This window comes from Tenacibaculum gallaicum, assembly GCF_003387615.1.
Lineage (GTDB): Bacteria > Bacteroidota > Bacteroidia > Flavobacteriales > Flavobacteriaceae > Polaribacter > Polaribacter gallaicus.
In genome coordinates, this window is the sequence record NZ_QUNS01000001.1 from 461,066 (window position 1) to 472,873 (window position 11,808).

The 11,808-nt window shown below is 30.7% G+C and carries 13 protein-coding genes; 9 read left to right on the forward strand and 4 right to left on the reverse strand.

The features are described 5' to 3' along the window. The first annotated feature begins 157 nt into the window (after nt 1-157). From mutY to C7448_RS02140, 5 genes are read left to right on the forward strand one after another with little or no spacing between them, the layout of a single operon-like run. Nucleotides 158-1,198: an A/G-specific adenine glycosylase gene (gene mutY / locus C7448_RS02120; protein ID WP_245939410.1), complete on the forward strand. Its 1,041-nt coding sequence runs from the start codon at nt 158-160 to the stop codon at nt 1,196-1,198. Nucleotides 1,199-1,235: 37 nt separating this feature from the next. Beyond that, complete coding sequence (locus tag C7448_RS02125; protein WP_115899705.1) at nt 1,236-1,673, forward strand: single-stranded DNA-binding protein; 438 nt, start codon at nt 1,236-1,238, stop codon at nt 1,671-1,673. 19 nt (nt 1,674-1,692) lie between these two features. Further along, the gene (gldE, locus tag C7448_RS02130; protein ID WP_170136992.1) at nt 1,693-3,021 is read left to right on the forward strand and encodes a gliding motility-associated protein GldE; all 1,329 of its coding nucleotides are present in this window, start codon (nt 1,693-1,695) and stop codon (nt 3,019-3,021) included. Beyond that, on the forward strand, nt 3,014-3,568 hold the full coding sequence (gene gldD / locus C7448_RS02135; protein ID WP_115899706.1) for a gliding motility lipoprotein GldD: 555 nt from the start codon (nt 3,014-3,016) through the stop codon (nt 3,566-3,568). Before gldE ends, gldD begins: the two co-directional genes overlap by 8 nt. A 17-nt stretch (nt 3,569-3,585) precedes the next feature. After that, nucleotides 3,586-4,131 carry a hypothetical protein gene (locus C7448_RS02140; protein WP_115899707.1) on the forward strand — a complete coding sequence of 182 codons (546 nt, stop codon included), beginning with the start codon at nt 3,586-3,588 and terminating at the stop codon, nt 4,129-4,131. Nucleotides 4,132-4,137: 6 nt separating this feature from the next. Here the strand turns inward: C7448_RS02140 and C7448_RS02145 are convergent, their stop codons facing one another. Together C7448_RS02145 and C7448_RS02150 are read right to left on the reverse strand one after the other, a co-directional pair. Further along, complete coding sequence (locus C7448_RS02145) at nt 4,138-5,157, reverse strand: COX15/CtaA family protein (protein ID WP_115899708.1); 1,020 nt, start codon at nt 5,155-5,157, stop codon at nt 4,138-4,140. A gap of 85 nt (nt 5,158-5,242) precedes the next feature. After that, nucleotides 5,243-5,767 (reverse strand): cation transporter, encoded by a 525-nt coding sequence (locus tag C7448_RS02150; protein ID WP_245939411.1) that lies wholly within the window; start codon nt 5,765-5,767, stop codon nt 5,243-5,245. Nucleotides 5,768-5,856: 89 nt separating this feature from the next. Between C7448_RS02150 and C7448_RS02155 the strand changes: the two genes are divergently transcribed. After that, nucleotides 5,857-6,729: a DMT family transporter gene (locus C7448_RS02155; protein ID WP_115899710.1), complete on the forward strand. Its 873-nt coding sequence runs from the start codon at nt 5,857-5,859 to the stop codon at nt 6,727-6,729. Nucleotides 6,730-6,809: 80 nt separating this feature from the next. On the opposite strand, the gene C7448_RS02160 is transcribed toward C7448_RS02155, so the two are convergent. Further along, nucleotides 6,810-8,864, reverse strand: coding sequence for a M16 family metallopeptidase (locus tag C7448_RS02160; RefSeq protein ID WP_115899711.1), 2,055 nt, complete (start codon nt 8,862-8,864; stop codon nt 6,810-6,812). A 21-nt stretch (nt 8,865-8,885) separates the two neighbouring features. Beyond that, complete coding sequence (locus C7448_RS02165) at nt 8,886-10,202, reverse strand: M16 family metallopeptidase (RefSeq protein WP_115899712.1); 1,317 nt, start codon at nt 10,200-10,202, stop codon at nt 8,886-8,888. Between the two features lie 188 nt (nt 10,203-10,390). Between C7448_RS02165 and C7448_RS02170 the strand changes: the two genes are divergently transcribed. From C7448_RS02170 to rpmA, 3 genes are all read left to right on the forward strand, one after another. Then, on the forward strand, nt 10,391-10,876 hold the full coding sequence (locus C7448_RS02170; RefSeq protein WP_115899713.1) for a hypothetical protein: 486 nt from the start codon (nt 10,391-10,393) through the stop codon (nt 10,874-10,876). Between the two features lie 100 nt (nt 10,877-10,976). Continuing rightward, entirely contained in the window at nt 10,977-11,462 is a 486-nt protein-coding gene (gene rplU, locus C7448_RS02175; protein ID WP_115899714.1) for a 50S ribosomal protein L21, read from the forward strand. Between the two features lie 22 nt (nt 11,463-11,484). Continuing rightward, entirely contained in the window at nt 11,485-11,745 is a 261-nt protein-coding gene (gene rpmA / locus C7448_RS02180; protein WP_115899715.1) for a 50S ribosomal protein L27, read from the forward strand. The last annotated feature ends 63 nt before the right edge of the window (nt 11,746-11,808 follow it).

Here is an 11,808-nt window from a genome sequence, read left to right on the forward strand (position 1 = left end):
TTGAATATAGTAACAGATGAAAATGTTTAAACCCTACTTTTTTTCATAAAAATGTTAAAAAAACTATATAATTACATTGTTTTGTTGTTTTTTATTATTGATTGATTAATTGTGTTGGTGTGTTTTTGTTTTTTGTTAAAAATAAATGTGTTTTTTTATGACTTTTAGATTGATTTCGTGGTATTTTCAGAATAAAAGGGAGCTTCCTTGGAGAAAAACAAAAGATCCTTATAGCGTTTGGTTAAGCGAAATTATGTTACAGCAAACACGTGTAGCACAAGGTTTACCTTATTTTTTAAAGTTTACAGAAGCGTTTCCAACGGTGTTTGACTTAGCAAAAGCAGATGAAACTGAAGTGTTGAAGTTATGGCAAGGGCTAGGTTATTATTCGCGAGCCAGAAACTTACATTTTACAGCTAAGTTTATAGTGGAAGAGTTGAATGGTGTATTTCCTAAAGCATATAAAGAGCTACTCAAACTGAAAGGAGTAGGAGATTATACTGCTTCTGCAATAGCTTCTATTTGTTATAATGAACCAGTTGCCGTGGTTGACGGTAATGTTTATAGGGTTTTATCGCGTTATTTTGGTGTAGATACTCCAATAAATTCTACTAAAGGAGTTAAAGAGTTTAAAGAATTAGCACAATCGTTGATAGGTGTCTCACAACCAGGAACCTATAATCAAGCAATTATGGATTTTGGAGCGTTGCATTGTAAACCTCAAAACCCATTGTGTAATGAGTGTCCGCTAGCTAATAGTTGTGTAGCTTTGGCAAAGAACCAAATAAAAGAGCTTCCAGTAAAAGAGAAAAAAATAAAAATAAAAAAACGATACTTTAACTATTTAGTGCCAGTTACAGAAAGCAACGAAACTGTTTTACAAGAAAGAAAAGGGAGAGGAATTTGGCAAGGACTGTATCAATTTCCTTTGGTAGAAACACACAAGAAAATAAACGAAGAAGAATTAGTAGAGAGTGAACAGTTTGTCAAACTTTTTCCCAAAGAAACTACGATTTCTCTTTTTAATAATGAAGATATTGTTCATAAGCTATCACACCAACATTTAATCACTAAGTTTTGGATAGTAAAAACCACAGATGTAAATACAAAAACTATGGATTGGACAGCGGTAAAAAAACGTCCTGTACCGGTGTTAATTAATAAGTTTTTAGAGGAATATTTAAACAAAGAATCTTAAAATTTGTATATTTGATTTTACACAAAACTATAAGGCTATGGCAGGAACAATAAACAAAGTTATTTTAATAGGTCATTTAGGAGATGAGGTTAAAATGCATTATTTTGAAGGAGGAAATTCAATTGGGCGTTTCCCTCTAGCAACTAATGAAACTTATACGAATCGTCAAACAGGAGAAAGAATAACAAATGTAGAGTGGCATAATATAGTAGTACGTAATAAATTGGCTGAAATCTGTGAAAAATATTTAACCAAAGGAGATCGAGTGTATTGTGAGGGGCGTATAAAAACACGTCAGTATGAGGTTGATGGACAAAAAAGGTACACGACTGAAATTCATGTACAAGATATGACGTTCTTATCAACAAAAAAAGATCCAAATAATACGCAACCAAACACAGCACCAACTCAAGGGAACCCTAATCCTACACCACCAAGTGTAGCTAGTGAAGAAGATGATGATTTACCATTTTAGTTTAATTAAATTTTAAAAATTGGACCCAGAACCCGAACCTTTACTTTTATTATTATCAAGTTTTGATTGGTTGACTGCCATCAACTGTTTATTGCTGCTTTTATTATTGATTTGTTCTGCGTTAGTTTCAGGAACTGAAGTTGCTTTTTTTTCTATTTCTCAAACCGAATTAGATGAACTATCAACAAATTCAAAAGAAGAAAATACCGTAGTAAAACTCCTTGATGACCCAAAAAAATTATTAGGTACTATTTTAATAACTAATAACTTCATTAATATTTTTATTGTGTTGCTTTTTGCAAGTATTGGCAAAGTGTTGTTTGCTGGATTAAATTATGAATTAAACTTTTACTTTTTTAACGTATCAGTACTTTTTTTAGTTGAAATAGTACTTATTACTTTTTTAATTTTATTGTTTGGTGAAGTGTTGCCAAAAGTATATGCTAGTAGAAAATCATTACAGTTTGCTGAGTTCATGGCTAAGCCTATTCAGGTATTAAATACGTTATTAACTCCATTAAGTTTGCCATTAATCAAAATAACAAGCGTTGTTGAAAATAAGCTAGGTAATAAGAACAACAATCTTTCTGTAGAGCGTTTGTCACAAGCGTTAGAGTTAACATCTGATAATGCAACAACGAAAGAAGAGCAAAAAATTTTAGAAGGGATTGTAAGTTTTGGAAATACCGAAACCGTACAAATTATGAAACCTCGAACAGATGTATGTGCTATTGCAGATGATACTAATTATGATAAAGTGTTACAAACTATTTTAAAGAACGGGTACTCTAGAAACCCTGTTTATCATGAAAGTATTGATAATATTGTAGGTGTTTTGTACGCTAAAGATTTGTTAGAACACTTAAATAAGAAAACATTTAAATGGCAAAAATTATTACGAGAGCCTTTTTTTGTACCAGAGAATAAAAAGTTAGATGATTTATTGGTTGAGTTTCAAGAAATGAAAAAGCACTTAGCTATTGTGGTTGATGAATATGGTGGTACTAGTGGAATTGTAACATTAGAAGATGTAATTGAAGAAATTGTAGGAGATATTAATGATGAGTTTGATGATGAAGACCTAACATATTCGAAACTTGATGAAAATAATTATATTTTTGAAGGAAAAATAACCATTAAAGATTTCTGCCGAGTTTTAGAAGATGAAGATGAGGAAAAGTTTGAAGAGGCTAAAGGAGAAAGTGAAACTATAGCAGGTTTTATTTTGGAAGTCTCAGGAAAATTTCCAAAAAAAGGCGAAAAAATAAACTTCAGTAATTATACGTTTACTATTGAAGCGTTGGCTAAAAAACGTATAAAACAAGTAAAAGTTACCCGAAATGCGTAAACTATTTTTGCTGGCATCAGCAATATTTTTAATAAGTTGTGGTGAGGAAACCTTGCCTAAACCAAAAGGATATTTAAGTTTAGAGTATCCTCATAAAACCTACAAGAAAGCAAATTTAAATAAACCGTATACGGTTGAAATAGCTCAAATAGCTCAAGCTAAAGATTTGCCAAAAAATTGGATAAAAGTTGAATATCCAAGCTTAAAAGCATCCGTGGATATTACATATCGTCCCATTGAAGATAATTTAAGAGAATTGTTAATTGAGTCTGAAAAATTAGTATTTGAGCATGCAATAAAAGCAGATCAAATTACTGCTCCAGTTGAATATACAAACCCAAATACAAAAGTTTACGGGAGTTTATACCAAATTTTAGGGAATGCTGCTTCACAAGTGCAGTTTCATGCAACAGATAGCTCTAAACACTTTTTAAAAGGCTCTTTATTTTTCTATACAAAACCAAATTATGATTCTATTTTACCAGCAGTTGAATACATTAAAAAAGATATGATTCATATGATGGAAACGTTGGAGTGGAAGAAGTAAAGTGTTATATTAGCTAGATGAAAAAGATATTTTTATTTTGTGTATTTATTCTTGTGTCAGAATTTTGTTTCTCACAATCTGATATTTCTTTTGAAAAAGGAGTTAGAGTTGTAGAGAAAAAAGAGAAGGAAAATTTTGTTACACCAAAATCAATTCTTTTTATATTCGAAGGGGATACACATTTAATTAATTACTATTTAGAGCTTAGAGAAAAAATAAAAAAAGAAGCTAGGAAAAATAAGATAAAGGCAGGATTTAATTATGAATTATCGTCTACAAACCCTTTTAAGGAAGATTTAGAGTCCATTCCGAAAAAAAAGAAAGAAAAATTAGATTATGAAACGACTTGTACAATATACTCTTCTTTTTCTAGAACTCCAGAAAGATGGGGTAAATATCAAAATATAAAAAAAAGAAAGACACAGCATTTTTTAAATTTTAAAATAAAAAATATAAAAAATGAAGAAATATTTACTTGTAAGTTAGATATTCATGCATATTATACCATTGTTACAGAAAGTAAAAAATCAAGTAAATTGTTTTTTGAGTTAATTACTAATTAATAGTTCTTAATTTATTTTGTATGATTGAAGCCATAAATAAAACTGCAATCCAAATAAAACTGCACCCGATAATAAGTGTACCGCTTGTGTTCCTAATGGGAATTCAGCATAGTACATCAAAATACCAGTTATGGTTTCTAAAAATATTAAGAACACTATCCAGTTTACCAGTTTGTAACCTAAGTTTTTTACTTGGTTTAAGTAAAAAAGCCCAAGATTTACGAGTACAATAGCTATAGTAAATGAACGGTGGATGTAGAATTTTATATTTGGATCCATCAAGCTATAATGTTTGTTTTCAAACCCATATAATTTTACTTGTTCATCAATAAATTGGCGTACCTGTGTTCCTAAAGCAATTTGAATTAGTGAAAATACAGCTGAAAGAATTACTAACTTACTAAATAAGGAATTGTATTTGTATGATATTTTCTTTCGATCGGAAACGATGTAAAGCAACCATAAAAGTAGGGCTACAATTATTAAACCACCAACCATGTGAATGGTAATTATTGTTGGTTTTAAGTTAGAATCTACTACAGTTTTTCCTAACCAAGCTTCAAATAACATTAAAAAGAAAGCTCCGAATGATAAAAGCGTAATTTGTTTGTTTTCTTTCCAAAATTTAACAGAAATAAAAATTAAAAACAGAAAAGGAATTCCAGCCAAAGCAGAACTTAGCCGGTTAATGTACTCTGTCCAGGTGTGAAATTTATTGAATTTTGCGTAGTCGTGCTTTGTGTATTTTTCCCAGTTATTGCTGTTAAACTCTTGAGTAGTTTTTATATCGTGTCCTGCTACAAATAAGACTTCACCTTTTACGATAATCATCCCTTCTTTATATTCAGAATCAGGTTGCCATGTAATTTGTTCTTCAGAGGTCGGGGGAATGTAATATCCAAAACACTTTGGCCAATCAGGACACCCCATTCCTGAACCTGTCATACGAACAACAGAACCAGCTAAAAATATAACATATACCGCAATTAACGAGATTTTTACAATGAGAGGAAAGTGTTTTTTCATCAGAAGAAAATTTTAGCAAAGATACTTAAAAGGCATAAAAAAAGCTCCTAATTTTAGGAGCTTTCGATATTGTTTGAATTAACAATTATGCTTTTTTGTTTTCAGTACAACAAGCCATAGTACAACCTTCTTTACAAGCTTCCTTTTCAGTCTCGGTTTTTGTGCAACACTCTTTTTTGCAATCGGTTTCACAAGATTTTTTGTCTGCTTTTTTAGCAGCGCAACAAGCCATTGTACAATCTGTTTTACAAGTTTTTTTAGCGGCTTCAGAAGCCTTGTACATATCACCACTACCAATTCCTTCAACAAAAGCAATTAAATCAGCTTTGTTTGTTTTGTTAGCATCATATTTTATTGTTGCAATACTATCGTTAAAAACAACGTTTGCTTCTAAAACACCTTCTTTCTTACTTAAGTCAGAAGCTATTTTTCTAGCGCAACCTATTTCGCAAGTCATTCCTGAAATACTTAGTGAAAGATCTTTAGTATCAACAGCAACTTCAGTTTTTTGCTCCTGAGTAGCTTCCTCTTTTTTACCCTCATTTTTACATCCAACAACTAAAAAGCTTACGATAGCTAAAGTGAATAGTATTTTCTGAATTTTCATCATTTTTATTTATTGAGTTATTCAGCAAATTTATCAATAAAATCAAAATTAAAAACAGAAATAGGCGACTTTTGTGTTTAAATTAATTGAAAATGAATAATCAACAACAAAAATGGTTGTTTTTAATAGTACTTTCACTAGTTTGGGGAAGCTCTTTTATTTTAATGAAAAAGGCGCTAATTGGGTTAAGTCCAATTCAAGTAGGGGCTTTACGAATGTTAATTACAGCAGTTTTTTTATTGTTAGTTGGATTTAATAGTTTAAAAAGAATAGAAAAAAGACACTGGAAGTACGTGGCTTATACAGCAGTTTTAGGTACTTTTTTCCCTTCGTTTTTATTTGCTTTTGCTGTAAGTAAAATAGACAGTTCTATACCCGCTATTTTAAACTCATTAACGCCTTTTAATACATTTATTTTTGGTGCGTTGGTATTTGGGTTTACTTTTAAAAGAAAACAGTTTTATGGCGTTTTAATAGGTTTAGTAGGAACTTTGATGCTTATTTTAAAGGGAGCTGAGTTGAATCCGAATCAAAATTATTGGTATGCTATTTTAATATTAATAGCCTCAATAGGTTATGCGTTTAATGTAAATATGATTAAGAAATATTTAAATGATTTAGATGCGTTAGCTATCACTACAGGAAACTTTTTGTTATTGATAATACCAGCATTCGTAGTTTTGATGTTTTCTGGATTCTTTTCAACTTTTGAAGTAACAACAGAAACTACTTCAGCGTTAGGTTATATTACTGTTTTAGCTGTGTTAGGAACAGGGATAGCAAAAGTGTTGTTTAACAAAATGGTGCACCTATCTTCTCCTGTTTTTGCAGCTTCTGTAACATATTTAATTCCTGCTGTTGCTGTAATGTGGGGGGTTATTGATGGAGAAAAATTAAGTTTAATTCAATTGTTAGCAGGAGGGATTATTTTGTTTGGTGTTTGGTTGGTTAATAAGGCTAGATAGTTTTAAAATTACTTAAAATAAAAAAGAGCCAAAATATTGCATTTTGGCTCTTTTAGTTCTTATAGACTTAAGTCTAATTATTATTTAAAATCAGCGTCAGAAACTCCTTCGTTAATTTTAATTTCTTTTACGATGAACTCTATATTCATTGGTCCATTTTTTTGAATCATTTTATAAGGGAATTTAATTCCATTTACCTCTTTGTAATCTGAAAATATTACAGGCACCTTCATATTCCCTTGTGGTCCTTTAGCTGTTTTTACTTCTTTAACCTTTAATCCAGATTTTACATCATAAAAAATTTCTTTTTTACCATGTTTAATCACGTAAGCATTTTTTCCATCTATAGGTTCAATTCTATCTAAAGTCCCTGTTTTATAAGCTTTATCAATAAAAGGAGCAGCAGTATTTTTAACTTCTTCTAAATCATCTCCTGCCATTTCTTTTTTCTGACCTTGAACTTCTTGATATCCTTTAGTTCCGTCAAAAATTATTTTTTGCATTACATTACCCATCATAGAAACAACTACAGAAGATTTATTAGGAGTGGCGCTTTTTTGGACCAAACTTAATTGCATTCCTTGAACTTTAGCTTCAGAAGAAATCATTAGAGAATTTATGCTTGCTACTTTGTCTTTACCTCCAATGGCTTTAAAGTAGTTGTCAACAACTGAGCTTGCTGTAGTACCTGCTGGAATAGGTAAACTCATTTCAGGCTTTTCAGTAGGATTGGCATATGCATCAAAATAATTGATTTTATATTCTGATGTTTTTTCTAAGTTTTTTAAAACGTCAATTCCCTTACCTGTAATAATTATACGAGCTTTATCTCCTTTGAAGTGCTTAATTGCTGCATTCTGAACATCGTCTAAAGTAACAGAATTAATGTTTTCTAAATATTTTTCATAAAAATTACTTGGCAAGTTATAACGAGCAATATTTAATGCAAAATTAGCTGCTACAGATGGTTTTTGAACATTACGTACAAAACTACCTATGTATTCTGCTTTAGAATTTTTTAATTCTTCAGGCGTTACTTTTTGGTAACGAATTTTATTAATTTCCTTTTGAATTTCTACCACAGTACTATCTGTAACTATGTTTCTTACAGCTGCACTTGCTTTAAAAATTCCAGCATTTTTATTTTTATCTTGTGAAAGACTTGAATAAGACCCGTAAGTATACCCTTTATCTTCGCGCAAGTTCATGAATAAACGGGCAGTTCCACCTCCACCTAAAATATTATTAGCTAATAAGGCTGCATAATAATCTTTATCACCTAATGTTAAGTCAACAGTATTAATTACAGCTACTTGAGATTGTACTGCATTAGGCATATTTATAAAGTTAATTTCAGTAGTGTTAACATTAGTAGGTATATTATAACTAGCAGCAGGAATAGTTCCTTTTTTCCAGTCGTTGAATAAACTTTTAACTAACGTTTTGGTTTCAGAAGGATTAATATCTCCAACTATTACAAGATATGCGTTGTTTGGTTTATAATAAGTATTATAATTATTTTTTGCATCTTGAAGCGTAATATTTTTAATACTTTTTTTAGTTATAAACTCACCGTATGGATGATCCTTACCGTACACTAAAGCATCTTCAACCCTACTAGCAACAGCTTCTACACTTTTCTCGTTAGATTTAATTCCTTCTAAAGTACGTTCAATTACTTTATCGAACTCTTCTTGTGTAAATTTAGGGTTTTTAACACCGTCAGCCATTAAACCTAAAACCTCACTAAAATATTTTGTTAATGATCTTACCGATGCACCATTGCTTCTAAAAGAAACATTTGCTCCAAGGTAATCAACTCTTTCATTAAACTCATCTTTAGGCATATTTGTTGTACCATTGCCTAGCATGTTTCCCATAACTTGAGAAACCCCTGTTTTATCACCTTCTAAATAAATAGAATTATCAATTGTTAATGAAGCAGAAACTCTAGGTAGTTTATGGTTTTCAACCATAATTACTTGCAAACCATTGTTTAATTTGAACTTTTCAGCTTTTCCTAATTTAATTTTAGGAGCCGGTCCTGGTTTAGGTTGTACACTTCTATCTATTTGAGCATTTACAGCAAAAGACATGCTTACAACTGCTAATGCTGCTATTATTATTTTTTTCATATCGAATGTCTTATTACTGAATTATTTTTTTGACTCTGGTAAATATTCCATCACCAAACGTTGGTTAGTGTTTAAGTATTTTTTTGCTACGTCTTTAATTTCCTCACGTGTAATTGATCTGTAAATATCAATTTCAGTATTTATTAAATTAGTATCACCATACAACACATTATAACGAGCTAATGAATTAGCAATACCTTCTACACTTGAGTTGGCATTCACAAAATTATTTTCAAACTTATTTTGTAATTTTTGATAATCTTTTTCTGAAATTAAATTTGTTTGTAGTTTTACCACTTCTTCATCAATCTCTTTTACTAAACTTTGTAAAGAGTTATTTCCTAATGGAAGCGCAAATAAAATATAGGTTCCATAATCTTCTTGACTTAAGTTTATAGCACCAGCCTGTAGAGCCATTTTTTTAGTGTCAACTAATTTCTTATAAAGCACAGAACTTTTTCCGCCACTTAAATAAGTAGAAATCATATCTAATACACGAGCATCTCTGGTTTTCATAGAAGGAGTTCTATAAGCGGCCATAATTGCAGGTATTTGAATGTTAGGATCGTAAGCTTTAGCAAAAAACTCCTTTGTAATAGGGTTTTCTTTCGGGAAATCTCTTGCAATATCTTTACCACGAGGTATAGGTTCAAAGTAATCTTTAATAAGGCGTTTAGCTTCTTTAACCTCAAAATCTCCTGCAACTACCAAAGTAGCATTATTTGGTACATAATATTTTTTATTAAATGCTAAAAAATCTTCTAAGGTAGCAGCATCCAAATGTTCCATTTTACCTATAGTAGTTCCTTTGTATGGATGTTTTTTAAACATGTTTTTCTTAACATTCTCTAAAAAACGAGAGTAAGGTTGGTTATCTACACGTAAACGTTTTTCTTCTTTTACAACTTCGTTTTGTGTGTCTACACCTTCTTGACCAATAATTGGATGTAATAAACGTTCAGATTCCATCCATATCCCTAATTCTAAATTATTAGAAGGAAAAACCTCGTAATAATACGTTCTGTCATCGGTAGTATTGGCATTGTTAGTACCTCCATTAGAAGAAACTATTTTAAACCACTCTCCTTTTTTAATGTTTTTTGTACCCTCAAATAATAAATGCTCAAAAAAGTGAGCCATTCCTGTTCTATTTGGTTGCTCATCTTTAGCACCTACATGGTACATAACAGATGTTGTTACTACTGGTGCTGTATTATCTTGATGTAATATAACATGCATTCCATTGCTTAAATCATACTCTTCAAAATCAACCTTTTGAGCATACGTAAAATGAAATGCCATAAAAGCTGAAGTTAGAGCGATAACTCTTTTTCTCATTGATTAAAGTTTAATTTTTAATAATTTTCATGTATGTGACGTGAATTTAATTACTTTGTTACGTTTTTAACAAGGTTTTTTGAAAAAAAAAGCCTCGTTAATTTGAAGTTAAATAACTTTCTTTTTTATCTTTTATATTAGGTTAATATATAGTTTTGCTTGCTCGTTATTAAATAAAATTAATAATTATGAAGATAAAAAAAATACTTTTCTTGATGTTTTTTAGTTGCTTAACATTAACTATTGTTAGCTGTGAGAGTGATGATATTGAACAAATAAAAAGTTCTTATATAGATGGAGGCATAGGAACTTCTACTAGTACTGGAGCTGTTAATTTTAATTTTAATATTCCGCAGAATCACTATACAGGTCATGTTCGTATAATAATACATGGTCCTATCGGTGATCAAGAAAGAACTGTAAGTGGTAAAGGGAATCGACAAGTTTCTTTTTCTAATGTACAAAGTGGTGTATATGATTATACTTTTGAATATTATTATGTGGATAACAACTATGATTATGCTGGAGGAGAATATGATTTTTCTACAAAGAACTGGTCAAATTACTATAACGAAACAAGTTATATCCCCAGCTTACATAAAGGATCGTCAATAAGTGAAGTATTGGAAATTAAGAGCGGAATGACCTTAGTTTTTGATTTTCAATTGAATTAAGTCAAAAATACATTTTAATGTATTTAAAAAATATGTATATTTGCACCCGCATTTTTATTAAGAAAGTGTGAATTTGAAGTATAAACGCAAAACAAATAGTATGTACGCAATCGTAGAGATAGCAGGGCAGCAATTTAAAGTAGCAAAAGACCAAAAAGTATACGTACACCGTTTACAAGAAGCAGAAGGATCAAAAGTAACTTTTGATAATGTAATGCTTATTGAAGATAAAGGAAACGTTACTATTGGCGCCCCAGCTATAGAAGGTGCAGGAGTAACTGCAAAAATTTTAGGTCACTTAAAAGGTGATAAAGTAATCGTTTTCAAGAAGAAAAGAAGAAAAGGTTACAAAAAGAAAAATGGACACAGACAGTATTTAACTGAAATCCAAATCGAAGGAATTTCTGCGTCAGGAGTAAAGAAAGCAGCAGCTAAAAAAGAAGCTCCTAAAGCTGAAACAAAAGAAGAATCGAAGGATTTAAGTTCAATGACTGTAGCAGAATTAAAGGCTTTAGCTAAAGAGCAAGGTATTACAGGATATACTTCTTTAAAGAAAGCAGAATTAATTGAAGCATTAAGTAAATAATTAACTTTAAAAACTTACAAAGATGGCTCATAAGAAAGGTGTCGGTAGTTCGAAGAACGGTCGTGAATCAGAATCGAAACGATTAGGAGTAAAAATTTTTGGAGGACAAGCCGCAATAGCAGGTAACATTATTGTTCGTCAAAGAGGAACTCAACACAATCCAGGTGAAAATGTTTACATGGGTAAAGATCATACTTTACATGCTAAAGTTGATGGTGTTGTTAAATTTCAAAAGAAAAGAGATGATAAATCATACGTTTCTGTAACTCCATTCGAGGCTTAAGAAACTAACTGATTAGAATAAGATAAAAGCTCAACTATTTTTAGTTGAGCTTTTTTGTGTATA